Origin of the sequence: Sphingopyxis sp. H053, from assembly GCF_001468225.1 — a bacterium.
In the GTDB taxonomy this organism is placed as follows: Bacteria; Pseudomonadota; Alphaproteobacteria; order Sphingomonadales; family Sphingomonadaceae; genus Sphingopyxis.
Genome location: NZ_LNRU01000006.1, coordinates 208582 through 233673 on the forward strand (window position 1 = coordinate 208582; position 25092 = coordinate 233673).

A 25092-nucleotide genomic window follows, 5' to 3' on the forward strand; every position below is an offset into this window, starting at 1 on the left:
GTATTATGGATTTTGCAGCAGCCATGCCGCTTGCGGGAACGCTGGGCGTCACGATTCATGAAGGCAGCAAGGATCGTATCGCGGGCAAGCTCCCGGTCCGCGCCGAAATCTGCACCGCGGGCGGGATCGTTCATGGCGGAGCGATCATGGCCTTTGCTGACTGCCTCGGCGCCGTTGGGGCCTTCCTGACCTTGCCCGAGGGCGCCAACGGCACGACGACGATCGAGAGCAAAACCAATTTCCTCGGCGCCGGGCCGGTCGGATCGGTGCTGATCGGCGAGGCCACCCCGGTGAAGATCGGCAAGCGCCTGTCGGTGTGGCAGACACGCATCCGCACCGAGGATGGCGCCGAAGTCGCGCTGGTGACGCAGACGCAGATGGTGCTTTGGCCAGCCTGACCGCCGATGCCATCGTCTGCGCGGTCCGCGCGCATGGCGAGCATGGCGCGATTCTGCGCGCGCTGACCGAGGAAGCGGGGCTAATCGCGGGCTATGTGCGCGGCGGACGCTCGCGGCGGCTGCGGCCGATCCTCATGCCCGGCAATCTGATCGTGCTCGAATTGCGCGCGCGTACCGAGGAACAGCTTGGCGGTGCAACCGTGGAGCTTCTGGAAAGCCGCGCGCCTTTGCTCGCCGAGCCGTTGGCGTCGGCGGCGATCGACTGGGCGACGAGCCTCACTGCGTCGACTCTACCCGAAAGCCAACCTTATCCGGCGCTCTACTCGGCGCTGTCGGCCGTTCTGGACGCGATTGGAGTGGCCTCTTCGGCGCGGCAATGGGCTGCGGCGCTGGCGCGCTACGAGTTACTGCTGCTCGCCGAACTGGGCTTTGGGCTGAACCTGGAGGAATGCGTCGTGACCGGCTCGCCCGACAATCTCGCCTTTATCAGCCCCAAATCGGGCGGCGCGGTGAGCGCCGGCGCTGCGGCGGGTTATGAAGAACGGCTGTTTCGCCTGCCGCCGTTTCTGCGGGGCCATGATGCGAGCCCGCCGATGGCCGATGTTCTCGACGGCCTGATCATCACGGGCCATTTCATCGACCGCGATATCCTCGACGGCCGCAACCGCGACTTGCTGACCGTAAGGGAAAGATTGGTCTCCCGGCTGGGCAGGGCGGTTGCGTGACGCGCCGCCGCTGTCTAAGCGGCTGGCGAGACACGAAAGGGCGACACGTTGAAAATCCTGCTGCTGGCTGGCGATGGTATCGGTCCGGAAATCATGGCGGAGGCCGAGAAGGTCCTCGCCGCGCTCGCATTGCCGGTGACGCTCGACCGCGCGCTCGTTGGCGGGGCGGCGTATGAAGCCACGGGCCACCCGCTGCCCCCCGAAACGCTCGCGAAGGCGAAAGCCGCCGATGCGCTCCTCTTTGGCGCCGTCGGCGATCCGCGCTTCGACAATGTCGAACGCCATTTGCGCCCCGAACAGGCGATCCTCGGCTTGCGTGCCGAACTCGGCCTGTTTGCCAACCTGCGCCCCGCCAAGCTGTTCACCGGACTCGAGGACAGCTCGGCGCTCCGTCCTGAGGTCGCGTCGGCGATCGACCTGCTGATCGTCCGCGAACTAAACGGCGACGTCTATTTCGGCGAGAAGGGCACGCGCACCACGCCCGGCGGCGAGCGCGAAGGTTATGACGTCATGTCGTACAGCGAGAGCGAAGTGCGCCGGATTGCGCATGTCGCGTTCCGCGCGGCGCAGGGTCGTCAAAAGCGGCTGTGCTCGGTCGACAAGGCGAATGTGCTCGAAACCTCGCAGCTTTGGCGCGATGTGGTGATCGAGGTCGCCGCCGATTACCCCGACGTGGCGCTGACCCATATGTATGTCGATAACGCCGCAATGCAGCTTGTGCGCAACCCCGGCCAGTTCGACGTCGTCGTCACCGGCAACCTCTTTGGCGACATCCTGTCCGATCAGGCGTCGATGTGCGTCGGGTCGATCGGGCTGCTCGCCTCGGCATCGCTCAGCGACGGCAAGCTGGGCTTGTACGAGCCGATCCACGGCAGCGCGCCCGACATCGCGGGCAAGGGCGTTGCCAACCCGCTGGCGATGATCCTGTCGCTCGCGATGCTGCTGCGCCATTCGGGCGGCGACGAGGCGAGCGCGGTGCGGATCGAGGCGGCGGTCGCAAAGGTGCTGGCGGATGGGTGCCGCGGTGCGGATCTGGGGGGCAATATGAGAACGGCGGCATTGGGCGATGCGGTTGTTTCGGCTTTGAACGGATAGATAAGATGAAAAAAACGACGGGTTTCGACCGCAGCAAAACAAAGGGCTGGCATCCCGCGACGCAGGCGGTGCGCGGCGGCACCTGGCGCAGCGAGCATGGCGAGACGTCGGAAGCGCTCTTCCTCACCTCGGGCTATACCTATGACAGCGCCGAGGAAGTCGCGGCGCGCTTTGCCGGCGAAGAGCAGGGCATGACCTATTCGCGCCTCCAGAACCCGACCGTTTCGATGCTCGAGGAACGCATCGCGCTGATGGAAGGCGCCGAAGCGTGCCGCACGCAGGCGACGGGCATGGCCGCGATGACCACCGCCTTGCTCTGCCAGCTGTCGGCGGGCGACCATATCGTCGCCGCGAAGGCCGCCTTCGGGTCGTGTCGCTGGCTCGTCGACCATCTCTGTCCGCGCTTCGGCATCGAGACGACCGTCGTCGATGGCCGCGACAATGACGCGTGGGAAAAGGCGATCAAGCCGAACACCAAGGTCTTTTTCTTCGAAACCCCGGCCAATCCGACGATGGACATCGTCGACATGAAGCATGTGTGCAGCCTCGCGAAGGCGCATGGTATCACGACCGTGGTCGACAATGCCTTTGCCACCGCGGTGCTCCAGCGTCCGATGGATTTCGGCGCCGATGTCGTCGCTTATTCCGCGACGAAGCTGATGGAGGGGCAGGGGCGCGTCCTCGCCGGTGCGGTGTGCGGAACCGAGAAATTCATCAACGACGTGCTGCTGCCGTTCCAGCGCAACACGGGGCCGAACCTGTCGCCGTTCAACGCCTGGGTGGTGCTGAAGGGGCTCGAGACGCTCGACCTGCGCGCGCGGCGCCAGTCGGAAAATGCGCTCGCGGTCGGCAAGGCGATCGAAGGCCGCGTTGCGCGCATGCTCCACCCGGGGCTTGCGAGCCATCCGCAGCATAACCTGGCGATGAGCCAATCGAGCGCGTGCGGACCGATCTTTTCTTTCGTGCTCGATGGCGGCCGCGAGCAGGCGATGGCGTTCCTCAACGCGCTCGAACTCGTCGACATCAGCAACAATATCGGCGATTCGCGCAGCCTCTGCTGCCATCCCTGGTCGACGACGCATTATGGCGTGAGCGAAGAAGCGCGTATCGACATGGGAGTCGTCGAGGGTATGCTGCGCATCAATATCGGGCTCGAAGATCCGCGCGACGTGATCGTCGATCTGGACCAGGCATTGACCAAGGTCGGGCTTTGAGCGACGCTGGCGCCATGAGCACGATGATCGACTCCTTTTTCCCCTTTGCGGCGACCACCGGGTCGATCACCGTGCGCGTGGCGGTCAGCTATTTGCCCGAACAATCGCATCCGGCGCTCGGCCGCTGGTTCTGGGCCTATCATGTGCGTGTCGAAAATCACGGCGAGGGCGCGGTGCAGTTGATCAGCCGTCATTGGCGGATCAGCGACGGACGCGGCCAGATCAGCGAAGTCGAGGGCGAGGGCGTCGTCGGCGAGCAGCCGTTGATCGTGCCCGGCGGCGCGTACGATTATGTCTCGGGCTGCCCGCTGCCGACCCCCGAAGGGTCGATGGTGGGGAGTTATGCGATGGAACTCGGCGACGGGTCGCAATTGCTTGTCGCCATCCCGCATTTCCCGCTCGTGGCGCCTGCGACCGCGTCATGAAGCGCACCCATCTGCCCCTGAACGCCCTGCGCGTGTTCGACGCCGCTGCCCGCCACCTGAGCTTCACGCGCGCCGCCGACGAGCTGGCAGTGACCCCCGCCGCGGTCGGACAGCAGATCCGTGCGCTCGAGGATATGCTGGGCGTCGTGCTTTTCCGCCGAACGCCGAAGGGGCTGGAGCTCACGGGCGAGGCCGATGCCGGGCTCGACGCGCTGCGGCAGGGCTTCCTGCAATTCGAAGAGTCGGTGCGTGCGATGCAGGCGGGGCAATCTTCGCAGTCGCTGACGATCGCCGCGCCGCGCGACCTCACCGCCAAATGGCTCGCGCCGCGCCTCGCCCGCTACAGCCAGCAGGCACCCGATGTGCGCTTCACATTGGTGTCGGCCGACAGCGGCATCGATTTCACCGAAGCGAACCTCGATCTTGCGATCTTCTGGACCGACGGGGCGGGCGAACATGAAGGCGTGGCGCTCGCCGACGCGTCGATGGTCACCGTTACCGGCCCGGGAAGCACCAGCGACACGCGCATCGCGTGGCCGGGCTGCCCCGTGGCAGACGGCGAACCCGCGCTGCGCCTCGGCGATGCCGGGCTCGCGATCGACGCGGCCGCCAACGGGCTCGGACAGGCGAATGTCCCCGCGATGCTCGCCGAGGCCGATATCGCGGCGGGACGTGTCCGGCAGGTCGGTGAGGCGGTCGCGGTGAAGCGCGGCTACTGGCTCGTTGCTCCCACCCCGCAATGGCGACAGGCGAAGGTCAAGGCGCTGGTGGCGGCGCTGACCGCCGCCTGATGTAACCGAACCGGGATAGCGCACGAATACCCCAGCAACAGTCATTCAGGGGGACTCATGTACAAAATTCTGGACAAGCTGCCGGCCCAGACTTTCGCCGTCGGCGCTCTTCGCTGGTCGATGGTCTTCATCTTCGCCTTATTCGGAATCGCCAAATTTGCGGCTTATGAAGCCGAAGGCGTCGCGCGTACGGCGATGCACTATCCGCTGTTCGCCTGGATGTACCCGCTGATCGGCGTTCAGGGGACGAGCAATGTGATCGGGACGATCGAATTGTCGACCGGCGCGCTGATCGGGCTGGGCGCATGGTCGCATCGTGCAGGCCTGCTTGGCGGCCTGATGGGTATGGCGACTTTTCTTATCACGCTCAGCTTCAGCTTTGGCGCGACCTTGTGGGAGGAAGGCTATGGTTTTCCGTTCATGGGGTCGACCGCGCAATTCCTGTTCAAGGATGCCGTCCTGCTTGCCGCCTGTCTGGCACTGGCGCTTCACGCCGGTCATGCATTGCGGGAAACGCCGCACGCCCGACCGGCGGCCTGACTCAGGAAGCGGTTTTCGCGGCCAGCGCGAGCAGGCGTGTGACGAACCCGACCAAAGGGCCGGTGTCGACATTGGCATCGGGGTTGTTCCAGCTCGCGGTGACGACGTACCATTTTCCGTCCGATTTGCGCTGCCCGAGCAGGCTCATCGACAAAACGCCATTTTCCGACCCGCCCTTGTAACCGAGATATGTCCAGTCGGCCGCAGCGACCGGACCGACGCCATTGTTGATCGCCATCGCGGCGAGCAGGGTTCTCGACTGGCGTGCGCGTAGGTCAACCATCAGCCGTGCGATATCGTTGGGGCTGGCGAACCATTCGAGGCTGTCGATGAAACGCGGGCCGTCGGTGAAACTGATCCCGTCGACATTGGCGAGGGTGAGGCGGTTCTGGTTGCTCTCGATCAGCTTCCGCTGCGCGGCATCCTCGCTCTTGATAAATACGGGACGCAAATCATTGAAATTATTTCCCTTAAGAGCAAAGGCTTCGACCGTCGTGAGCAGCGGGATGTTGCTCGACGGATCGCTGTGCCCCGCATCCTTCATCCGCGCTTCGATTGGCGCGCGGCCAAGCAGGTGGATCAGCGTGTCGGTCGCACCATTGTCGCTGACCGAGATCATCCAGTTCGCGAGCGTCTGCAGCGTCACGGGCGTATCGGCGGGCCAGTTCGCGGTCCCCGCCGATGAAAAGCTGAAATGCGACAGAGGCACGACGTCGGACCATTTGCGCTTGCCCGTGGCAACCTGCGCCGCGAGTTCGTCGAGGATATAGAGCTTGATCGTCGATCCGACCGCGAACTGCCGGTCGGGGTTCGCGGAGGCAAGGGGCCGGACGCCGGCGTCACCCAGTTCGGCGACGAGGAAACCCGTTTGCCCTGGCAGCGCGGCGATTTCGGCCGCGACCTTGTCGAAGCTGTCGTTGGCCACGGTGACGCCGGTGACGCGCAGCCCGGTGACGCGCTCGCCGGCCGCTACGCCGACGTCCAGCAGAACGGTTGCGACGCCCCTTTCGAAGCGAAGCAGGACCGTTCCCGAACGGCCGCTGGTCGGGGTAGCGCTGTCGATGGCGACCGGCTTTCCATATTGCGCAATCAGGCCGGCGATGAACGTCTTGAACTGAGCTTCGGGGACGGCCTTCTGGAATGACGGGTCGAAATAGTCAGCAAAGGCGATCCTGCCGGCGAGGAGATCGACCAGTTGGGCAGCGCGACGGTCGAAGGCGGTAGCCGGAGCCGGCGCGGTCGTTTCGGGCGATTGGGCCAGCGTGGTGGAAGCGGGCAGGGCGGCCGCAAGCATTGCGACGGCGAGCCTATTGAAGACGGATATCAAGGCCTTCTCCTCAATCCAGCGCCCCGGCGGACGGGTCGTTTTGGGGAAGCGCGGCTTTTACGTCAGCACACCACCATTTGGGACGGCAGTCGCGAAAGGCGTGCGAAATCGGCATCAACGCCTTGTCGTCCGGCTTGTCGAACACCCCGATAAGCAAGGCGACAATCGGTTCGTCATCGATCGCGCCCAAGCTGCTCCCGCAGGTCGGGCAGAAGGTCCGGCTGGAAAAATCCGATGATCGCCAAGTGGAAGGCGGCCCTCCGGGACCGGTCCAGCTTATTTCGTCGGTAGGGAATTCGACCCAGGCCGTGGTCAGTGCCCCCGTGTGCCGCTGACACATTTTACAAGAACAAGTATGGGGTTTGGCGGCGGCTCCCGCTGCTTCGAACCGAATGCTACCGCACAGGCATCCGCCGCTGTATCGCTTGCTCACCAACGCCCTTCTTCAATTTCTGTCCGCCGCCCGCTCATTAATCCTCCCCGAACGCAGGAAGGTATCGGTCAAAGCTCAAAATCAGGCGTCGATGGCCGCCTCGTCGAGCGTCGCGGCATTGGCCTGAATAAACTGGAAACGGTGTTCGGGGTGCTTGCCCATCAGCCGGTCGACCAGGTCCTTGACCAAATGCCGCTCTTCATATTCCTGCGGCAGCGTCACGCGCAGCATCGAACGCGTCGCGGGATCCATCGTCGTTTCCTTGAGCTGGTTCGGGTTCATTTCGCCGAGACCCTTGAAACGCCCGACGTCGACCTTCTTGCCCTTGAACTGTGTCGCCTCGATCTCGGCGCGATGGGCATCGTCGCGCGCATAGACCGAGGTGTTGCCCGAGGTGATGCGATAGAGCGGCGGCTGCGCCAGATAGACGTGGCCGCGGCGCACGATGTCGGGCATTTCCTGGAAAAAGAAGGTCATCAGCAACGTTGCGATATGCGCGCCGTCGACGTCGGCATCGGTCATGATGACGATTTTTTCGTAGCGCAGCCGGTCGGCGTCGCAATCCTTGCGCATCCCGCAGCCGAGCGCGAGCGCGAGGTCGGCGATTTCCTGATTGGCGCGGATCTTGTCGTTGCTGGCGCTCGCGACGTTAAGGATCTTGCCGCGGATCGGCAGGATCGCCTGTGTCTTGCGGTCGCGCGCCTGCTTGGCGCTGCCGCCCGCGCTGTCGCCTTCGACGATAAACAATTCCGTGCCTTCGGGGCCGTCGTTCGCACAGTCCGTGAGCTTGCCCGGCAAGCGCAGCTTGCGGCCGCTTGTCGCGGTCTTGCGCTTTACCTCACGCTCGGCCTTGCGCTTGAGGCGCTCGTCCATCCGGTCGAGGACGAGGCCCAAGAGCGCGCGGCCGCGGTCCATATTGTCCGACAGGAAATGGTCGAAATGGTCGCGCACGGCATTTTCGGTGAAGCGCGCGGCTTCGGGGCTCGAGAGGCGATCCTTGGTCTGGCTCTGGAACTGCGGATCGCGAATGAAGACCGAGAGCATCATCTCGCCGCCGTTGAAAACGTCTTCGGCGGTGATCTGTGCCGCCTTTTTCTGCCCGATCAACTCGCCAAAGGCCCGCAAACCCTTGGTCAGCGCCGAGCGCAGACCCGCTTCATGCGTTCCGCCGGCGGGGGTCGGGATGGTGTTGCAATACCAGCTATACGATCCATCGGACCAGAGCGGCCAGGCGATTGCCCATTCGGCACGGCCCTGGTCGCCCGGGAAATCCTGGCGTCCGACGAAAGGTTCGGCGGTCGCGCATTCGCGTGTGCCGATCTGTTCTTTGAGATGATCGGCAAGCCCGCCGGGAAACTGGAACACCGCCTCGGCAGGGGTGTCGTCGCCGATCAGCTCGGGCGCGCATTTCCAACGGATTTCGACCCCGGCGAACAAATAGGCTTTCGAGCGCGCCATGCGATACAGGCGCTGCGGCTTGAACCGTCCGTGATCGCCGAAAATCTCGGGGTCGGGGACGAAACTGACACTGGTCCCGCGCCGGTTCGGCGTCGGGCCGAGCTCCTCAAGCCCGCCGAGCGGCGTGCCGCGCGAAAAGCGCTGGCGATAGAGCTGCTTGCTTCGCGCCACTTCGATTTCGGTATCGACGGATAGCGCGTTGACGACGCTGACCCCGACGCCGTGCAGGCCGCCCGAAGTCGCGTAAGCCTTGCCCTCGAACTTGCCGCCCGAGTGGAGCATGGTCATGATGACCTCGAGCGCCGACTTGCCGGGAAATTTGGGGTGTGGGTCGACCGGCATGCCGCGGCCGTTGTCGACGACGGTTAGCCGGTTGCCGACGTCGAGCTCGATCTCGATCCGCGTCGCGTGGCCCGCAACCGCTTCGTCCATGCTGTTGTCGATGACTTCGGCGGCAAGGTGGTGCAGCGCGCGCTCGTCGGTGCCGCCGATATACATGCCGGGACGCCGGCGGACGGGTTCGAGCCCTTCCAGCACCTCGATCTGCGAAGCGTTATAGCTGTCGGTGGCGGGGGTCGCGGCGTCGAACAAATCGTGACTCATGACCCAGCTATAGGGGGCTGCCAAGGCGGCTGGCAAGGGCGCTTTTCGGCGACAGTGCGCAGCCCGGTTCACCCCATTTTCGAGGCAAGAGGGAACCTTGGTCGGATGCGAAGGGTTGGGATGCCGACTGCAAAGTCGTTCAAAAAGTGGAGTAAAAAATGAAAAACCTCTCTCTCCTCACCGCGCTTGCGGCCACCGCTATCGCGATGCCCGCGATGGCGCAGGAAGGCCGCGACACCTCGCAGGATTTCAACGGACCCTATATCAGCATCGGTGGCGGCGGCACGCTTCAGGGCAACGACCGCGGCGAAACGCTCGTCTTCGACACCAACCGTGACGGCACCTATGGCGACCAGGTGACGACGTCGGGCGGCGCCAACGCCTTTTCGCCGGGATTTTGTAACGGCGCCGCGACGGGCACCGCGAACCTCGGCTGCCGCAACGACAAGGATGGCCCCGAATTCTTTGGCCGCATCGGCCTCGACCAGCGCATGGGTAATTTCGTTGTCGGCGCGCTTCTGGAAGGCGGTCGCAGCGTCGCGCGCGACAGCGCGAGCGGTTTTTCGACCACGCCCGCGAGCTATACGATGAGCCGCGAGGCCGACTATCAGGGCAGCTTGCGCGTCCGCGCCGGTTATACGCCCGGTGGCGGCGCGCTCTTCTATGTCACCGGCGGCCCGGCTTACGCGCGCCTCGACAACAAGTTCGTGACCTCGAACACCGCGAACAGCTTTGCCGACAATGGCAAGACGCACGCTTGGGGCTACGCGGCGGGCGGCGGCGCCGAGCTGATGCTCACCAACAAGATCGCGGTCGGACTGGAGTATCTCTATTCCGACGTGAAGGACGACGATTACCGAGTGAACGTCGGGCCGGGCACCGCGCCGCCGACCAATCCGTTCCTGCTGAATGGCGGGGGCACCGATATCCAGCGCAGCGGCTCGCATTTCCGGACGCACAGTGTTCGCGGGAGCATCAGTTACCGCTTCTGACCTCTTGGGAGCGGGAACGGGAGGCGTCGGGTCGAAGGACCCGGCGCCTTTCGCCTATCGGGCCGATGGCGCCGCGAAAATTGCGAAATTGCCGTTCGCGCTGCTGACGAGGCGGCCGTCCTGATAAAGCCGCGCATCGATATTGGCGATCCGTTTGCCTTGGTGAAGGACGGTGGCCTCGCACGTCAGCCGGCCTTCGCGCACGCCGACATGATAGTTGAATTTGATCTCCAGCGTCGCGCAGACCAGCCCGTCTTCGAGCATACTCATCAGCGCGCCGCCCATTGCGGTGTCAGCGAGCGAATAGGCAACGCCGCCGTGCGCCACGCCGTTCGGATTGAAGTGGCGTTCGCGTTCGATGTCGATCGCCATCGTGCAGCGCCCGTCGCCGCGCTCGACCATTTGCAGGCCAAGCGCGCGCGCGAACTGGAAATCCTGGCCGAAAGGCCTCACCGGACGCGCCTTAACGAACTCGGGGACCACCGAATGGCGGCGGCGGGGGCGGACGGCGCGTGCCGCGCGGCAGCTGCGCCTGATAGGCGCGGCCGCAATGCTCGACGCAATAGGGGAAGCCCGGGTTCACGGCTTCGCCGCAGAAATGGAAGTCGGGTTCGCCCGGATGCCCCATCGGCCAGCGGCAGATGCGGTCATTGAGGTCGAGCAAGGTCGTCTTGTCGGCGATCTCGGGGCTCGGCTTGGCGGGCACCAGCCGGCGCGGCGGCGCGGGCGGAATCGGCGCCTGCTGATCGCCGGGGCCTTGGCGGATGAAACCGCCGGGACCAATCGAGACGATGCGCGGCGCATCGGCCTTCGGCGTCGGATCACCCAATCCGCCGTCCGCGTTCGGCGTGTCGACGACCGGCTTGGCATCGAGTTTCGGGGCAGGTGCCACTGGGCGCGGCGCCACCGGTGCGGCAGCACGCGGCGCGGAAACGGGGGCTGCGGGTTTCGGCGTGGCGGGCGCTGCCACCTTGACCGGCTTCGTCTTTTCGGTCGCCTTGACGGGCGACGGGCGCGATTTCAGGCCGAGGCGATGCGCCTTGCCGATCACCGCGTTACGGCTCACGCCGCCGAGTTCGTCGGCGATCTGGCTGGCGGTCAGCCCTTTTTCCCACATGGTGCGCAGGCTTTCGATGCGCTCGTCGGTCCATGACATAATCTATTCCTCATCATTCACGCTGCGGGCGGTCAGGCGATCCGCATTGTCGATCCTTTCGGGACCGGCATTCAGTCGTTGCCCAGCTTGCGGTAAGATCGGGGAGGCGATAGGCGAGAACGCCATGAACGACCAGCCCCAAATTTCGCGCCCCGACTCGACAAATTCCGCCGCGACTCCAACTTTTGCCGAACCCGGCGTTCCCCATATTCGAACGCTGAACGTGCCCGGCATGCACGCGCTATATGTCAAGGAGGTGCGGCGGTTTTTCAAGGTCCAGCTGCAAACAATCTGGGCCCCCGCGATTACCACGCTCCTGTTCCTCGTCATTTTCACCGTCGCGCTGGGCGGGGCGGGGCGGACGGTCATCGGGGTTCCCTTCGCCGATTTCATCGCGCCCGGCCTCATCATGATGGCGATGCTGCAGAACAGCTTCGCCAATTCGAGCTTTTCGCTGCTCGTCGGCAAGATCCAGGGGACGATCGTCGATTATCTGATGCCGCCGCTCGCCGTGGGCGAATTGATCATCGCGCTGGTTGGCGCCGCGATCACGCGCTCGATCCTCGTCGGCCTGGCGCTGTGGCTCGCGATGCTGCTGTGGCCCGGTGTGCATGTCATGCCCGATCATCTTTGGGCGGTCGCGGTTTTTGGCGTGCTTGGCGCTTCGATGCTCGGGTTCCTCGGCCTCATCACCTCGGTTTGGGCCGAGAAGTTCGATCATGCCGCCGCGGTGACCAATTTCGTGGTCACCCCGCTCGCGCTGCTGTCGGGGACCTTTTACTCGGTCGACAAGCTCGCGCCATGGTTCCAGACGATCGCGCACGGCAATCCGGTCTATTATGCGATCATGGGTTTTCGCTACGGTTTCATCGGCACGGTCGATTCGACGATCGCCAACCCTGTGCTGACCGCGGCGCTGGTGCTGGTCGGGGTCAATATCGGACTGGGCCTGCTGACCTATCGCCTGCTTGCCTCGGGGTGGAAGCTGAAAGCCTGATTAGTGGCGATGGATGGCGCGGACGCGGTAGCGGCCGCGTTCCAGCCCCTCGAACATCGCGTCGATCTGTGGATGGTCGATCGGTCCGCTGTCGCCGTCGGCGACCAGATTCTGCTGGCTGACATAGGCGATGTACGAGGAATCGCCGTTCTCGGCGAGCAGATGGTAATAGGGCTGTTCTTTCGCCGGGCGGATATCCTCCGGGATCGCTTCATACCATTCGTCGCTGTTCGCAAAGACCGGGTCAATGTCGAACACGACGCCGCGAAAGTCGAACATCCGATGGCGCACGATATCGCCCGGCGCGAAACGCGCGCGACCGATCAGCGGTGCAGTAACGGTGGCGGGAAGTTCGGAAGTGGATTCGGGCGTCATAGGATCAATCTATGGCAGTTTACGCACGTTTCAAGTCCGTTACATTCCAATTCGGCTGTGGTTTGCCGAATCGGGCTGTGATCAGCGTTACAGATGCATTGGCGATGCGGGCTAAAGTGCTCTTCTGGCTTTTGCATATCCCATTCGGGTTGTGGGCCGCACGATCAGGGGAGACGCATTATGACGGACTTACCACCCAATATTTCCGGCCCGGCTTCGGGCATTATCCAGCGCGCGAAGGACATCCTTCTCAAGCCGAAAGAGACCTGGCCGGTCATCGCCGCCGAGCCGGCGACGACGCAATCGATCTATGTGCCCTATGTGCTGGTCCTGGCGGCGATCGGCCCGCTCGCCGGGTTCATCGGCGGGCAGGTTTTCGGGTTCACCATGCTCGGTGTGACCTATCATCCACCGCTGGTGGGCGCGCTGGTGTCGGCGATCGTCTCTTACGGACTGTCGCTGGCGACGATCTTCATCCTCGCGCTGGTCATCGACGGGCTCGCACCGAACTTCGGCGGGCAAAAGGATCAGGTCCAGGCGCTGAAGGTTGCGGCCTATTCGGCGACCGCCGGCTGGGTCGGCGGTATTTTCGGGATCCTGCCCGCGCTCGCCGTCATCGGCCTCTTGTTTGCGCTTTACGGACTTTATCTGCTGTATCTCGGCCTGCCGGTGCTGATGAAGGCGCCGCAGGACAAGGCGCTCGGCTACACGGTGGTCGTGATTATCGTCTATATTGTGCTGTTCCTGATCGTTGGCGCTGTCGTCGCGGCGCTCGCCGCGCCATCATTCGCTACCATAAGGTAACGCGCACGCGAGCGGCCCCGGTGATGCGCCGGGGCTGCTTGCTGTGGTCAAATTGTAGAAAAATGGAGGAGAGTGAGGGATTCGAACCCTCGGTACCGTTGCCGGCACTTCGCATTTCGAGTGCGACGCTTTCGACCACTCAGCCAACTCTCCTCGCTGAGAGGAGACGCCCCTAGCGGCGGTCCGAACGTCTTGCAACCCTCTCGTCACAAAATTACGGCCCGCCGCGGGATTATAAGGATCGCTCAGGGTTTGTCGGCTTCCCACCAATAGGGCTGGCGCTTGCGCGTCCCCGTGTCGACCTCGTTCATCGTCAGCGGATCGTAGAGCCGCCCGCCGAGCATCACGCGATGGATTTGCTCGGTATTGCGGATATTTTCGGTCGGATCGGCGTCGAGAATCAACAGATCGGCGAGCTTGCCCGCCTCGAGCGATCCCACATCCTTCGCATAGCCCAGCGAGGTCGCAGGCATGATCGTCGCGGCGCGCAGCGCATCGATGTTGCTCCACCCGCCGCGTACGAACGACCAGATTTCCCAATGCGCGCCGAGCCCCGATTGCTGACCATGCGCGCCGATCGACACCATGCGGCCCGCCGCGGCGATCTTGCCCGCCTCACGCGCCGAATCATCATCGACATAGTCGCCCTCAGGCGCGATCACGCGGCGCTTGTTGTTTGCCGCAAGCTCGGTCGGCGGCGCGTGGCGCGACAGGATCGGATGCTCCCACACATTGGTGTGCGCGCGCCAATAGGGGTCGCCAGCGGGGCCGCCATAGGTCACGACGAGCGTCGGGGTATAGTCGACCTGCGTCTGCCCCCACAGCTGCACCAGATCCTTGTAGAAGGTGTGGAGCGGGATGTTGTGCTCGACGGTCGAGTTGCCGTCCTGGATCAGCGTGACGTCCTGCGTGAACAGCGATCCGCCCTCGGGCACCACCGTCAGACCCTCGACCTGCGCCGCCTTCACGACCATCTGCCGCTGGTCGCGGCGCGGCTGGTTGTAGTTTTTGACGCTGTGCGCGCCTTGCGCTTTCAGGCGGCGAACATGCGCGAGCGCGTCGTCATAGCCGTTGATCTCGGCATAAACCCCCGATGCCTTGGCGCCATAGATGACCTCGCCGGTCGAAAAGATACGCGGCGCGAGGATCAGCCCCGCACGCTGCATTTCGGACGAGACGAAGATTTCCGACGCGCGCGACGAAGGGTTATGGCTCGTCGTCGTGCCCATCGCGAGATTGACGATCTCCGACCAGTTCTGCTGCGGCACCAACTCGTCGTCGCCGTGCGAGCCGTGCGCGTGCGCGTCGACGAAGCCGGGGACGATCGTCTTGCCCGTTGCATCGACGGTGACCGCGCCCGCCGGCACGGTGATCGCGCCCGCGGGGCCGACCGCGGTGATGCGGTCGCCGTCGATGACGATCGCACCATTTTCGATCACGCCGTCCTTGTCGGCCATCGTCACGATCTTGGCGCCGGTGATGACGACGATGCCCTTATGCTTCGACGCCGCCTGCGTCATCGATAGCGACATACCATCGGTCGGTGGGATGAATTTCGGCGCCTTGTCGTCGACGGGAGCGTTGGTGAAGAGGCTGGCGAGATCGGCGCTGAACAAAGTCGCGCCGCGGCTCCAGTGCAGACGGCGACCGCCGTCGGACCAGTGCATATATTCGGCGCCGCTGCCGCTGACGCGCGTAACGGGCAGTGCGCCGCTCTTGGTTCCGAGCGAGACATCCTGTCCGCCGGGCATCAGCGGAGTGACATAGGCGTCGTAGTTCTGCCGAAACGCCAAGGTGCGGCCGTCGGGCGATATTTCATAATCGCTGACCAACTCGCCATTGGCGTGGACGCGCTTGTCCTGGCCGCTCATGTCGGTGCTGACGAGCTGGCTTTTGCCGTCGCCCGCCGTGACCATGAAGACGCGGTCGCTGGTCGACGCGAACTGCGGTTTGGCGCCGTCGCTGCTGATCCGCTCGGCCGCCCCGCCGCCCGCGGCGATGCGATAGACGCCTGGATCCTCGCTCCAGCGCGCCGAGGTCAGCCCGCCGCTGCCGCGCCGTTCGAATACGATCGTCTTGCCGTCGGGCGAGAAACGCGGTTCGGCATAATGGCCGGGGGAGTTGGTCAGCTTGCGCGAGGCGCCCCCGCCCGCGCCAACGACGTGGATTTCACCCATGCCGCCGTCGGTCCAGCGCACGAAGACGAGCGATTTGCCGTCGCGCGACCAGCTCGGCCACGCTTCCATCGCATCGTCCTTCGCCGCGGTCAGCCGCCGTGCGCTGCCGCCGGTCGCGGGCTTGACCCACAGCTTGCCGAGCGTTTCGAACACGATGCTGCGCCCGTCGGGCGACACTTCGGCCCAGCGCGGCATTTTGGTCGCGAAACTGTCGGGTGCGACTTCCACCGCCGGGTGCGTCGCATCGACGATCGTGCGGTCGTCGTTGACGCTGAACGGGATGATCCGCGCGTCGCCGCCGGCACCGCTGACGCGGCGGAGCTTGCCGCCGGCCCAGAAGACGATATCGCGGCTGTCGGGGGTCCACGCCATATTCGGGTAGACGCCGGTGACCGCCCAGGTTTCCTGCACATCCTGGTCGAGCATGTCATAGACCTTCTTCTCGGTGCCCGAGGCGAGGTCCTTCACATAGAGCTTTGACTGCGTTCCTTCGCGGCGCACGAAGGCAAGGCGCTTGCCGTCGGGCGAGGGGGTCGGGCGCACCGCGCCGCCGGGTCCCGACGCCGCAGTGCTGACCTTGCCATCCTCAAGATTGTAGCGTTCGATGTGGAAGAGGTCGGTGTTGCTGTCCTGCGCATATTCGAAGATCGGACCCGGGGTGACGTTGCGCGTGTAGAAGACACTCTTGCCATCGGCGGCGAAAATCGGCTCGCCGAGTTCCTTCTGATGGCGTTCGTTCGGCTTTTTGACGAGCGGCACGCCCGCGCCGCCCGAGACATGGTACATCCACACCTCGCCGGTGCCGAGCGAGCGGCCCGTGGTGAAATGCTTCTTTGCGACGATGAACTGCCCGTCGGGCGACCAACTCGGCTGGTTGAGCAGGCGGAAATCTTCTTTCGAGATCTGTTTCTTGTCGCTGCCGTCGCGGTTCATCAGCCAGATATTGTCGCCGCCCGCGCGATCTGAGACGAACGCGATGCGCTTGCCGTCGGGCGAGAAGCGCGGCTGATGCTCATAGGCGAGCCCCTCGGCGATCCGCGTCGGCGTCCCGCCTTCGATCGGCATCGTATAAATGTCGCCGAGCATGTCGAACGCGATCGTCCGCCCGTCGGGCGCGACGTCGACGTTCATCCAGCTGCCCTCGTCGACCGACAGCTGGACCTTGCGCGTTGCGAGGCCGGGGGGCGCGTTGACGTCCCATTTGTCGGGTTTCGCGTCGGCGGCGGGAGGAGAGGCGGGCGCGCTCTGCGCCCAGACCGAGGTTGAACAAGCCAAAGTCGCCGCGAGGGCGAGAGCGAAGCGCGCCATGAAATTATCCCCGTTTGAAATTATGTGCCGACCATATGGTTCGCTCGCGAACATGCAAGCTGCAGCTTTCGACGAAGGCGCTGGCAGGGTCGACAAGCGGCTGCTAGCCCGGTCGAAAGAACGGGATTGGGAGAGCAAAGCGTGCCGCTGCAGGGAATCAAGGTACTGGATTTCGGCCGCTATATCGCCGGCCCCTATTGCGCGGCGTTGCTCGCCGATTATGGCGCCGATGTCATCCGCATCGAGGCGCCGGGGGGCAATGACGATCGCTATTCAGTGCCGGTCGCCGAAGATGGGTCGGGCGCGATGTTCATGCAAATGAACCGCGCCAAACGCTGCCTGACGCTGAAGCCCGGAAGTCCGGAGGGGCGGGAGATCGTCCGCCGGTTGGTCGAAACCGCCGATGTCGTGATCGCGAACCTGCCGCACGATGCCCTGGTAAAACTCGGGCTCGATTACGACAGCCTGGCAGCGATAAACCCGCGCATTATCCTTGCGACCGCATCGGCATTCGGTAGCGAGGGACCGCTGGCGAGCCGCGTCGGGTTCGACGCGGTGGGGCAGGCGATGTCGGGGACGGTGCATCTGACCGGCACGCCCGACCAGCCCTATCGTGCGCAGGTCAATTATGTCGACTTCGGGACCGCGCTCCACTGTGCCTTTGGCGTGATGCTCGCGCTGCGCGAACGCGAGGCGACGGGCAAGGGGCAGTGTGTATCGGGATCGCTGCTCGGCACCGCGCTCGCGATGTCGAACGCGCTGACGATCGATCATGCGCTGAACGGCATCGATCGCCAGCCGATCGGCAACCGCGCCTTTAGTTCGGGACCCACCGACATCTTCCGCACCCGCGACGGATGGATCATCACCCAGATTGTCGGCAATGGCATCTTCGCGCGCTGGGCCGAACTGGTCGGGCGGCCCGATCTGGTCGGCGATCCGCTTTATGCCAGCGATATCTTGCGCGGCGATAATGGCGCGGAGCTGAGCGCAGTCATGCAGCGCTGGTGCATCGAGCGCACGAGCGCGGAGGCGATTGATGAGCTCGCCGCGGGTCGCGTTCCGGCTGCCCCGGTCCTGCGCGCGGGCGAGGCGCTGGCGCAGCCGCAGGTCGCGGCGATGGGACTGGTCGAGCCGGTGGGTTATCCGGGCGCGCTGGGCGAGGTTCCCATGATCCGCGCGCCGATCCGCCTTTCAGCTAGCGACAAAGGCACCGCACGGCGCGCGCCGCAGATCGGCGAGCATGGCGACGCGATCCTCGCTGAGCTCGGATATGACGCCGAAGCCATTTCGGCTTTGCGCGCCGCAAACATTATTTGAGCCGGGAAGGGTGGACAAACGGCAATCGCCGCTTAAGTTACCGGTCAGTACAAAAATCAGCCCAGGAGTTCTCCATGACCGATAATAGCGAGTATGTGCCGCCGAAAATCTGGACCTGGGACAAGGAAAGCGGCGGGCGTTTCGCCAATATTAACCGCCCGGTCGCGGGCCCGACGCACGACAAGGAGCTGCCGATCGGCAAGCATCCCTTGCAGCTCTATTCGCTCGGCACGCCCAATGGCGTGAAGGTCACCGTGATGCTCGAGGAACTGCTCGCGGCGGGACATAGCGGCGCCGAATATGACGCGTGGCTCATCAATATCGGTGAAGGTGACCAGTTTTCGAGCGGCTATGTCGCGGCCAATCCGAACAGCAAGATCCCCGTGCTCGTCGACCGCAGCGGCGCCGAGCCGATCCGTGTCTTCGAATCGGGCGCGATCCTGATCCATCTCGCCGAGAAATTCGGCGCCTTCCTGCCGACCGAAACCGCGAAGCGCGCCGAGACGCTGTCGTGGCTGATGTGGCAGATGGGCAGCACGCCCTTCCTCGGCGGCGGCTTTGGGCATTTCTATGCCTATGCGCCGACGAAGCAGGAATATCCGATCAACCGCTATGCGATGGAGGTGAAGCGCCAGATGGACGTGCTCGACCGCCGCCTTGCGGAAAGCGAATATATCGCGGGGGCTGATTACACGATCGCCGACATGGCGATCTGGCCCTGGTATGGCGCGCTCGCCAAAGGACTCGTTTATGACGCCGGTGAATTCCTGCAGGTCGATGACTATAAGAATGTCCAGCGCTGGACCAACCAGATCGCGGCGCGCCCGGCGGTCAAGCGCGGGCGGATGGTCAACCGCGTGACGGGCGATCCGGCGAGCCAGCTGCGCGAGCGGCACGACGCGTCGGACTTTGAATTGCGCACGCAGGACAAGTTGGAGGGGGCCGAATAATTCACATTATTCGTTTGAAGACGCCGCGCCGAAATTAGCGGTTCTTCAACGATAGGCAGCGCGCCACCAAATCCGCCCGGTTCCGGTGCCGAAAAAACCTGCAAAATACGCAAAAGCGGCGTCGGGCTCTCTCGACGCCGCTTTCATTTGCGGGCGGCCATTCTGCCGGCATGACAGGTTCCATCCGACTTTCGCGGCGCGTCCGCAAAATCGCCCTGACGGGTCTTACCTTGGCGCGCGGGGAGCGTGGCGCCGCCATCGTCGAAATGGCGCTGGTGCTGCCGCTGCTCCTCGCGTTGCTGATGGGGATATTGGTCTATGGCCAATATTTCATGCTCGCGCATAGTGTTCAGCAGGCGGCCAACGACGGCGCGCGCGCGTCGATCGTCGGTCTCGACGCGGCCGACCGCAGCGCGGTCGCATCGCGCGCGGTCGGCCGCAGCCTGCAGGCGGTCGGCGGCACGCACAGTGTCGCCGTATCCGAAACGACCGAGGCGATCACCGTCGCTGTGACCTTCACCGTGCCGCAGGACAGCCTCTTGCGATCAAGCTTCGTTCCGTCGCCGGGCAACGTTATCCGCGCCCGCGCGACGTTCGAATTGCCGGTCGATTGATCATGGCGATCCTGTCCCTTCTTCGCTGTATTGTCCGCCACCGCGGCGCCAGCATCAGCATCACGACGGCGTTCGGCATGACGATGCTGATCGGATCGGCGGCATTCGCGGTCGATCTCGGCTCGCTCTATCTCGACCGCCGCAAGTTGCAGGGCATCGCCGATGCCGCGGCGATGGCGGCGGCGGGGCGGCCCGGCGAGGAGCGCGCGGCGGCGGAGCGGATCATCGCCGCCAATTGCGAGTGCGGCATCCGTATCGCGGTGCTCGACCCCGGCACTTACACCGCCGATCCGTCGATCCAGGCCGAACAGCGCTTTACGGGCGGCGGTGCGTCGCCGAACGCCGTGCGCATAACGCTGACGCGCGATCGCCCGCTATTCTTCGGCAGCTTTCTGACGGGCCGGCAGGACAGCATCATTCGTGCGACCGCGACCGGCGCCCGGCGCGGCTATGCGGCCTTTTCGCTCGGATCGCGGGTCGCAGCGGTGAACGGCGGCCTTCCCAATGCGCTGCTGTCGAGCCTCACCGGCAGCCAGGTCAACCTGTCGGTGATGGACTATAATGCGCTCGCGAGCACCGATATCGATCTGCTGGCTTTCTCCGATGCGCTGCGGACCGAACTTAACGCCGACGTGCTGACCTTTGGCCAGACGCTCGACACGCAGGCGACGTTGCCGCAGGTCGTGGCGGCGCTCGCCAGCGCGTCGGACGGACAGGCGGCGACCGCGCTCGAGCATATCGCGGATCGCGTGCTGCCGCGCACCCTGCTGCCGTCGCGTGCGATCGACCTCGGCCCGCGGTCGTCGAGCATCCGGGTCGATGCGGCGAACCCGGTAAAGGTCAACGCGCTCGGCCTGCTGCGCACGATGCTGCTGCTCGGCAATGCGAACCGGCAGGTCGACCTGTCGCTGGCGGGCAGCCTGCCGGGCGGGTCGGGGGTCAATATCGCGCTGATGATCGGCGAGCCGCCGGTGGACTCGCCATTGATCGCGGTGACCGACACCAATGATGTCATTGTCCGCACCGCGCAGGTGCGTTTGAAGATCGATACGCGCGTCGCGACGCCGCTCGCCAGCGTCCATGTCCCCGTGCTTGCCGAACTGGGGTCGGCATCGGCGCGGATCACCGGCATCGACTGCCGGCCGAACAGCAGCGCTGCGGTGTCGCTTGGCGTCGTGACTTCCCCAGCGATGGTGGCGATCGGGACGGTTCCCGACAGCGATTTTCAGGACATGAAGCGCCCGCTGGATCCGGCGCCGGCGCGCGTCGTCACCTTGCCGCTCGTCAGCGTCGATGCGGAGGCCGAACTCATCCTGTCGGACCTCAATGAGAAGCCGGTCGCATTTTCGCGCGCCGAGATCGACGACGGCAAGGTGAAGACCGTGTCGAGCACCGGCCTGGTCGCGGGCGCCGCGAAATCGCTTTCGGACCGGATGGACCTCGACGTCAACGTCCTCGGGCTAGGCCTGAACCTGAAGCCACTGACGACGGTGATCGGCGAGACGGTGGCGCTGGCTGCGCCGGTGCTCGACACCGTGTTGTCGGACCTCACCGGCCTGCTCGGGGTTCATGTCGGGCAGGCCGATACGCGGGTCAACGCGCTGCGCTGCGGAAAAGCGCGACTGGTCTGATCTCCCGCGCAATGGCGCCGTTCTGGACATGACCGCCCGCCGATTGATCCCTTCCCGACCGAAAGCAGGCCGACGCCGCGCTATAGGGGCAAGGGATTGACCGGTTTTCAGGGGGATATGGTGGCAACAGCACAGGAACCACAGCGCGTATCGGCGGCCGATTTCATCCGCGGCTTTGCCAATTGGCGATTGCAGTCGGCGCGCAAACCCGTGGTCGTGACGCATCACGGCAAGGATGCGCATGTGCTGATTTCGCTCGACGACTACCGCCGCCTAGACGGCGATGTGGCGCGGGAGGTCGCGGCGGCATCCGACATATTGCAGTCCTCGCTTGCCGGTCTCGTGGAATCGGTCCGCGACGGCGTGATCCTGATCGACCGGCAACGGCGTGTCGCCGCGCTCAACCCCGCGGCGTCCGATATGCTGGAGGTCGCGGCCGCCGGTCTGGTCGGGGAGGAGTTGACGGTCGCGGTGCCTGGACTTCGGGACAGCCTGATCTTTCATCACATCAATCGGCTGCTCGACCATCGCGAGCGGTTCTCGGGCGACGTCCCCGGCATATTGCGCCCTCGCCAATGGCTGCACGTCGACCTTGTCCCCCTGCCGGTCGGCGGCGCGATCGTCCTGCGCGATGTCAGCGACGCGATCGAGGGCTTTGCCGCCGGCGATATGCGGCAGGCGATGCTTGATGCCGTCGAGATCGATGGCGGCATCGGCCACGCCCGCATCTCGGTGCGCGAAACAGTCGAGGCGGCGAACGCCATGCTGACCGACCTGCTCGGAGTCGATGCGGCTGCGATCCGGCGTGTCCGCTTTTCGGCGCTGCTCGCGGTTGGGCAGCGGTCGGCGTTCGTTGAGGCGCTCGAATCGGTTTTTCGGTCGGGCGTCCCCGCACACGTCGCATCGCAGATGGTGACGCGCGACGGCTCGGTCGTCGACGTTGCCCTGACGATAGCCGAGGTTCGCGGGCCTTATGCCAGCGAGGGTGCGGTGGTACTCGTCACGCGCAGACACGGCTAAAACCAGCTCCCGCGATCGATAGCCATGTTGCCGGTGGGCAGCTGCGCGTGCTGGACAAGCCGGGCTGTTAAGCGCAATCATCGGGGCAAGGAAGGTTGCAAGACGCAACTTGCCGTTTACGTAAAGGTGAGCGCTCAGTATAAGGGCGCCATTGCCCAATGGGAGATTCGTGATGGACATGGAATTCAGCCCCGAAGATCTCGCCTTCCAGCAGGAAGTGCGCGACTTCATCGCCGAAAATTACCCCGCCGACCTGCGCGACAAGCAGGACGAAGGCGAAGAGATGTCCAAGGAGGATTTCCTCGCCTGGCACAAGATCCTGTACAAAAAGGGCTGGATCGCGCCCGCATGGCCGGTCGAATATGGCGGCACCGGCTGGACGCCGACGCAGCGTTTCATCTGGTCGGAGGAAACCGCGCGCGCCGATTGCATTCGCCTGATGCCCTTCGGGCTCGCGATGGTCGGCCCGGTGATCTACACCTTTGGCACCCCCGAGCAGAAAGCCCATTTCCTGCCGCGCATTCTGTCGGGCGAGGATTGGTGGTGCCAGGGCTATTCGGAACCCGGTTCGGGTTCGGACCTTGCCTCGCTCCGCACCACCGCGGTTGCCGATGGCGACGATTATATCGTCAACGGGCAAAAAACCTGGACGACGCTCGCGCAGCATGCCGACTGGGGCTTTTTCCTTGTCCGGACTGACAAGGAAGCGAAGCAGCAGGAAGGCATCAGCTTCCTCCTGATCGACATGAAATCGCCCGGCATCACCGTGCGCCCGATCATCACATTGGGCGGCGAGCATGAAGTCAACGAAGTGTGGCTCGAAGATGTTCGCGTGCCGCAATCGCAGCGGGTTTACGATGAGAATAAGGGCTGGACCTGTGCCAAGTTCCTGCTTGCGCACGAACGCACCGGCATCGCCGGCGTCGCGGCGTCGAAGCGCGGGATCGAGAAGGTGAAGGCGATCGCCCGAACCGAACTCGACGGCGACAAGCCGCTGCTCGCCAACGCCTTCTTCAAGCGCAAGGTGGCTGAGCTCGAAGTTGACCTGGCGGCGCTCGAATTCACCGAGTTGCGCAGCCTTGCCGGCCCCAACGCAAATCGCGGTCCGGGGCCGGAATCGAGCCTGCTCAAAATCAAGGGCAGCGAAATCCAGCAGCGGCTGACCGAACTGACGCTCGAAGCCGTCGGCCATTATGGCGCGCCCTATTTCCGCGGTTTCGGCGAAGGCGACAACGAGCATCCGATCGGGCCGGACTATGCGCATCGCGCCGCGCCGACCTATTTCAACATGCGCAAGACGACGATCTATGGCGGGTCGAACGAGATTCAGCGCAACATCATCGCGAAGATGGTTTTGGGTCTCTGAACGCGTCGCCCCCGCGAAGGCGGGGGCCGCATCGGCCTGACCTGACGCCGCAGCATAAACCTACAGCGGCCCCCGCCTTCGCGGGGGCGACGGGGATAAAAAATGGATTTCACCTACACCGAAACGCAGGACATGATCCGCGACACGCTCGCCCGCTTCCTCGGCGACACCTATGATTTCGAAACGCGTCAGAAGTTCATCAATAGCGACGCGGGTCGCGATCCGGCGATCTGGACCGCGCTCGCGCATGAACTCGGCATGCTGGGCGCGCCTTTTGCAGAAGAGCATGGCGGCCTTGGCGGCGGCGCGCTCGAAAACGCGATCGTGATGGAGGAGCTCGGCAAGGTTATCGGGGTCGAGCCCTATCTGCCGACCGTTGTCATCGCGGGCGGTGCGCTCAAGGCCGTCGGCGGCGCGCAGGCCGATGCGATGATCCCCGAGATCATCGCGGGCAATGCGATCATCGCCTTCGCTTACGCCGAGCCGCAGGGCCGCTATGACCTCGCGAACCTGCGCACCACCGCGAAGAAGGACGGCGCGGGCTATGTGCTGAGCGGACATAAATCGGTCGTCTATGCCGCGCCTTGGGCGACGCATCTGCTCGTCACCGCGCGCACCGGCGGTAATGCGCGCGACCGTGATGGTGTGTCACTGTTCCTGATCGACGCGAACCTGCCGGGCATCGTCCGCCGCGACTATCCGACGGTCGACGGCAGCCGCGCATCCGAAATCTATTTCGAGAATGTCGCGATCCCCGGCGATGCGCTGCTCGGCGGCGAAGGCACCGGCCTGCCGCTGATCGAACAGATCGTTGACGAGGCGACCGTTGCAGTCTGCGCCGAAGCGACCGGCGTGATGCAGAAGCTGCACGAAGGCACGCTGGAATATACGCAGCAGCGCAAGCAGTTCGGCGTGCCCATCGCGAAGTTCCAGGTGCTCCAGCACCGCATGGTCGACATGTTCATGGAAGTCGAACAGGCGCGCTCGATGACGATCATGGGAACGCTGAAGCTGGGTCTGCCCGCGAACGAGCGCATGGCGGCGGTCTCTGCTGCGAAGGCGAAGGTCGCGCGCGGCGCGAACTTTGTCGGGCAGAATGCAATCCAGACGCATGGCGGGATCGGCATCACGCAGGAACTGGCGATCGGCCATTATTTCAAGCGCGCGACGATGATCGAAGGCCAGTTCGGCAGCGCCGACCATCATATGGACCGCTACGAGCGGATCACGCTGGCGGATTGACCGCTTGTCCTCCCTGTCGCGTAGCGATGGGGAGGGGGACCGTTCGCGAAGCGAATGGTGGAGGGGCCGCGACGTCGCGTCCTTAGCCCCTCCATCAGCCCTTCGGGGCTGCCACCTTCCCATGCCTGCGA

25 protein-coding genes and 1 tRNA gene are annotated in these 25092 nt (G+C 64.5%); 17 read left to right on the forward strand and 9 right to left on the reverse strand.

What is annotated here, in order from left to right; genetic code table 11:
- The first annotated feature begins 5 nt into the window (after positions 1-5).
- The 7 genes from ATE70_RS13465 to ATE70_RS13495 are packed head-to-tail and all read left to right on the forward strand — an operon-like array spanning position 6 to position 5188.
- Positions 6-398: a PaaI family thioesterase gene (locus ATE70_RS13465; RefSeq protein ID WP_058538410.1), complete on the forward strand. Its 393-nt coding sequence runs from the start codon at positions 6-8 to the stop codon at positions 396-398.
- Positions 386-1123, forward strand: coding sequence for a DNA repair protein RecO (recO, locus tag ATE70_RS13470; protein WP_058538411.1), 738 nt, complete (start codon positions 386-388; stop codon positions 1121-1123). The genes ATE70_RS13465 and recO overlap by 13 nt, the downstream gene beginning before the upstream one ends.
- Before the next feature lie 48 nt (positions 1124-1171).
- On the forward strand, positions 1172-2218 hold the full coding sequence (gene leuB, locus ATE70_RS13475; RefSeq protein WP_058538412.1) for a 3-isopropylmalate dehydrogenase: 1047 nt from the start codon (positions 1172-1174) through the stop codon (positions 2216-2218).
- Positions 2219-2223: 5 nt separating this feature from the next.
- Complete coding sequence (locus ATE70_RS13480) at positions 2224-3432, forward strand: trans-sulfuration enzyme family protein (protein ID WP_058538413.1); 1209 nt, start codon at positions 2224-2226, stop codon at positions 3430-3432.
- A 23-nt stretch (positions 3433-3455) separates the two neighbouring features.
- A complete protein-coding gene (apaG, locus tag ATE70_RS13485; protein WP_082521724.1) occupies positions 3456-3857 on the forward strand; it encodes a Co2+/Mg2+ efflux protein ApaG in 402 nt (133 codons plus the stop codon).
- Positions 3854-4648, forward strand: coding sequence for a LysR family transcriptional regulator (locus ATE70_RS13490; RefSeq protein WP_058538414.1), 795 nt, complete (start codon positions 3854-3856; stop codon positions 4646-4648). Before apaG ends, ATE70_RS13490 begins: the two co-directional genes overlap by 4 nt.
- A gap of 57 nt (positions 4649-4705) precedes the next feature.
- Positions 4706-5188, forward strand: a complete 483-nt coding sequence (locus ATE70_RS13495) for a DUF417 family protein (protein ID WP_058538415.1) — start codon at positions 4706-4708, stop codon at positions 5186-5188.
- 1 nt (position 5189) lies between these two features.
- Here ATE70_RS13495 and ATE70_RS13500 read toward each other — a convergent pair whose 3' ends face one another.
- The 3 genes from ATE70_RS13500 to parE all read right to left on the reverse strand — a co-directional run bounded on the left by ATE70_RS13500 (position 5190) and on the right by parE (position 9009).
- Positions 5190-6515 carry a serine hydrolase gene (locus ATE70_RS13500; RefSeq protein ID WP_231732691.1) on the reverse strand — a complete coding sequence of 442 codons (1326 nt, stop codon included), beginning with the start codon at positions 6513-6515 and terminating at the stop codon, positions 5190-5192.
- A 10-nt stretch (positions 6516-6525) separates the two neighbouring features.
- On the reverse strand, positions 6526-6948 hold the full coding sequence (locus tag ATE70_RS13505) for a GFA family protein (RefSeq protein ID WP_058538609.1): 423 nt from the start codon (positions 6946-6948) through the stop codon (positions 6526-6528).
- An 81-nt stretch (positions 6949-7029) separates the two neighbouring features.
- Entirely contained in the window at positions 7030-9009 is a 1980-nt protein-coding gene (gene parE, locus ATE70_RS13510) for a DNA topoisomerase IV subunit B (RefSeq protein WP_058538610.1), read from the reverse strand.
- Between the two features lie 158 nt (positions 9010-9167).
- Between parE and ATE70_RS13515 the strand changes: the two genes are divergently transcribed.
- Positions 9168-10001: an outer membrane protein gene (locus tag ATE70_RS13515; RefSeq protein WP_058538416.1), complete on the forward strand. Its 834-nt coding sequence runs from the start codon at positions 9168-9170 to the stop codon at positions 9999-10001.
- A gap of 54 nt (positions 10002-10055) precedes the next feature.
- Here ATE70_RS13515 and ATE70_RS13520 read toward each other — a convergent pair whose 3' ends face one another.
- Genes ATE70_RS13520 through ATE70_RS25205 form a run of 3 tightly spaced genes read right to left on the reverse strand, consistent with a single transcriptional unit; the run spans position 10056 to position 11391 of the window.
- The gene (locus ATE70_RS13520) at positions 10056-10454 is read right to left on the reverse strand and encodes a PaaI family thioesterase (protein ID WP_058538417.1); all 399 of its coding nucleotides are present in this window, start codon (positions 10452-10454) and stop codon (positions 10056-10058) included.
- Between the two features lie 10 nt (positions 10455-10464).
- Positions 10465-11157: a GcrA family cell cycle regulator gene (locus ATE70_RS13525; protein ID WP_058538418.1), complete on the reverse strand. Its 693-nt coding sequence runs from the start codon at positions 11155-11157 to the stop codon at positions 10465-10467.
- A gap of 3 nt (positions 11158-11160) precedes the next feature.
- Positions 11161-11391, reverse strand: coding sequence for a hypothetical protein (locus tag ATE70_RS25205; protein ID WP_171013343.1), 231 nt, complete (start codon positions 11389-11391; stop codon positions 11161-11163).
- On the opposite strand from ATE70_RS25205, the gene ATE70_RS13530 reads away from it, so the two are divergent.
- Positions 11282-12154, forward strand: coding sequence for an ABC transporter permease (locus tag ATE70_RS13530; RefSeq protein WP_058538419.1), 873 nt, complete (start codon positions 11282-11284; stop codon positions 12152-12154). The genes ATE70_RS25205 and ATE70_RS13530 overlap by 110 nt on opposite strands.
- Here ATE70_RS13530 and hspQ read toward each other — a convergent pair whose 3' ends face one another.
- Complete coding sequence (gene hspQ, locus ATE70_RS13535) at positions 12155-12529, reverse strand: heat shock protein HspQ (protein WP_037515235.1); 375 nt, start codon at positions 12527-12529, stop codon at positions 12155-12157.
- A gap of 180 nt (positions 12530-12709) precedes the next feature.
- Here hspQ and ATE70_RS13540 point away from each other — a divergent pair, with 180 nt between their 5' ends.
- Positions 12710-13333 carry a Yip1 family protein gene (locus ATE70_RS13540; RefSeq protein WP_058538420.1) on the forward strand — a complete coding sequence of 208 codons (624 nt, stop codon included), beginning with the start codon at positions 12710-12712 and terminating at the stop codon, positions 13331-13333.
- A gap of 63 nt (positions 13334-13396) precedes the next feature.
- Here the strand turns inward: ATE70_RS13540 and ATE70_RS13545 are convergent.
- Together ATE70_RS13545 and ATE70_RS13550 are read right to left on the reverse strand one after the other, a co-directional pair.
- Positions 13397-13486, reverse strand: a tRNA-Ser gene (locus ATE70_RS13545).
- 92 nt (positions 13487-13578) lie between these two features.
- Positions 13579-16818 (reverse strand): amidohydrolase family protein, encoded by a 3240-nt coding sequence (locus ATE70_RS13550; protein WP_058538421.1) that lies wholly within the window; start codon positions 16816-16818, stop codon positions 13579-13581.
- A 141-nt stretch (positions 16819-16959) separates the two neighbouring features.
- Here ATE70_RS13550 and ATE70_RS13555 point away from each other — a divergent pair, with 141 nt between their 5' ends.
- The 7 genes from ATE70_RS13555 to ATE70_RS13585 all read left to right on the forward strand — a co-directional run bounded on the left by ATE70_RS13555 (position 16960) and on the right by ATE70_RS13585 (position 24961).
- Positions 16960-18138 carry a CaiB/BaiF CoA transferase family protein gene (locus tag ATE70_RS13555; protein WP_058538422.1) on the forward strand — a complete coding sequence of 393 codons (1179 nt, stop codon included), beginning with the start codon at positions 16960-16962 and terminating at the stop codon, positions 18136-18138.
- A gap of 74 nt (positions 18139-18212) precedes the next feature.
- Positions 18213-19088 carry a glutathione-dependent disulfide-bond oxidoreductase gene (yghU, locus tag ATE70_RS13560; RefSeq protein WP_058538423.1) on the forward strand — a complete coding sequence of 292 codons (876 nt, stop codon included), beginning with the start codon at positions 18213-18215 and terminating at the stop codon, positions 19086-19088.
- A gap of 170 nt (positions 19089-19258) precedes the next feature.
- Positions 19259-19702, forward strand: a complete 444-nt coding sequence (locus ATE70_RS13565) for a TadE/TadG family type IV pilus assembly protein (RefSeq protein ID WP_058538424.1) — start codon at positions 19259-19261, stop codon at positions 19700-19702.
- Positions 19703-19704: 2 nt separating this feature from the next.
- Complete coding sequence (locus ATE70_RS13570) at positions 19705-21333, forward strand: TadG family pilus assembly protein (protein WP_058538425.1); 1629 nt, start codon at positions 19705-19707, stop codon at positions 21331-21333.
- Positions 21334-21450: 117 nt separating this feature from the next.
- Positions 21451-22353, forward strand: a complete 903-nt coding sequence (locus ATE70_RS13575; protein ID WP_231740072.1) for a PAS domain-containing protein — start codon at positions 21451-21453, stop codon at positions 22351-22353.
- A gap of 172 nt (positions 22354-22525) precedes the next feature.
- Complete coding sequence (locus ATE70_RS13580) at positions 22526-23719, forward strand: acyl-CoA dehydrogenase family protein (RefSeq protein ID WP_056374895.1); 1194 nt, start codon at positions 22526-22528, stop codon at positions 23717-23719.
- Between the two features lie 102 nt (positions 23720-23821).
- The gene (locus ATE70_RS13585) at positions 23822-24961 is read left to right on the forward strand and encodes an acyl-CoA dehydrogenase family protein (protein WP_058538426.1); all 1140 of its coding nucleotides are present in this window, start codon (positions 23822-23824) and stop codon (positions 24959-24961) included.
- Positions 24962-25092: the final 131 nt, after the last annotated feature.

What these genes read in the sequence shown, in the direction of transcription:
- ATE70_RS13465 (WP_058538410.1), top strand. Translation starts at nt 6, where the DNA reads ATGGATTTTGCAGCAGCCATGCCGCTTGCGGGAACGCTGGGCGTCACG.
- ATE70_RS13480 (WP_058538413.1), top strand. Translation starts at nt 2,224, where the DNA reads ATGAAAAAAACGACGGGTTTCGACCGCAGCAAAACAAAGGGCTGGCAT.
- apaG (WP_082521724.1), top strand. Translation starts at nt 3,456, where the DNA reads ATGATCGACTCCTTTTTCCCCTTTGCGGCGACCACCGGGTCGATCACC.
- ATE70_RS13490 (WP_058538414.1), top strand. Translation starts at nt 3,854, where the DNA reads ATGAAGCGCACCCATCTGCCCCTGAACGCCCTGCGCGTGTTCGACGCC.
- ATE70_RS13495 (WP_058538415.1), top strand. Translation starts at nt 4,706, where the DNA reads ATGTACAAAATTCTGGACAAGCTGCCGGCCCAGACTTTCGCCGTCGGC.
- parE (WP_058538610.1), bottom strand. Translation starts at nt 9,009, where the DNA reads ATGAGTCACGATTTGTTCGACGCCGCGACCCCCGCCACCGACAGCTAT.
- ATE70_RS13515 (WP_058538416.1), top strand. Translation starts at nt 9,168, where the DNA reads ATGAAAAACCTCTCTCTCCTCACCGCGCTTGCGGCCACCGCTATCGCG.
- ATE70_RS13525 (WP_058538418.1), bottom strand. Translation starts at nt 11,157, where the DNA reads ATGTCATGGACCGACGAGCGCATCGAAAGCCTGCGCACCATGTGGGAA.
- ATE70_RS13530 (WP_058538419.1), top strand. Translation starts at nt 11,282, where the DNA reads ATGAACGACCAGCCCCAAATTTCGCGCCCCGACTCGACAAATTCCGCC.
- ATE70_RS25205 (WP_171013343.1), bottom strand. Translation starts at nt 11,391, where the DNA reads ATGCCGGGCACGTTCAGCGTTCGAATATGGGGAACGCCGGGTTCGGCA.
- hspQ (WP_037515235.1), bottom strand. Translation starts at nt 12,529, where the DNA reads ATGACGCCCGAATCCACTTCCGAACTTCCCGCCACCGTTACTGCACCG.
- ATE70_RS13540 (WP_058538420.1), top strand. Translation starts at nt 12,710, where the DNA reads ATGACGGACTTACCACCCAATATTTCCGGCCCGGCTTCGGGCATTATC.
- ATE70_RS13550 (WP_058538421.1), bottom strand. Translation starts at nt 16,818, where the DNA reads ATGGCGCGCTTCGCTCTCGCCCTCGCGGCGACTTTGGCTTGTTCAACC.
- yghU (WP_058538423.1), top strand. Translation starts at nt 18,213, where the DNA reads ATGACCGATAATAGCGAGTATGTGCCGCCGAAAATCTGGACCTGGGAC.
- ATE70_RS13565 (WP_058538424.1), top strand. Translation starts at nt 19,259, where the DNA reads ATGACAGGTTCCATCCGACTTTCGCGGCGCGTCCGCAAAATCGCCCTG.
- ATE70_RS13570 (WP_058538425.1), top strand. Translation starts at nt 19,705, where the DNA reads ATGGCGATCCTGTCCCTTCTTCGCTGTATTGTCCGCCACCGCGGCGCC.
- ATE70_RS13575 (WP_231740072.1), top strand. Translation starts at nt 21,451, where the DNA reads ATGGTGGCAACAGCACAGGAACCACAGCGCGTATCGGCGGCCGATTTC.
- ATE70_RS13580 (WP_056374895.1), top strand. Translation starts at nt 22,526, where the DNA reads ATGGACATGGAATTCAGCCCCGAAGATCTCGCCTTCCAGCAGGAAGTG.
- ATE70_RS13585 (WP_058538426.1), top strand. Translation starts at nt 23,822, where the DNA reads ATGGATTTCACCTACACCGAAACGCAGGACATGATCCGCGACACGCTC.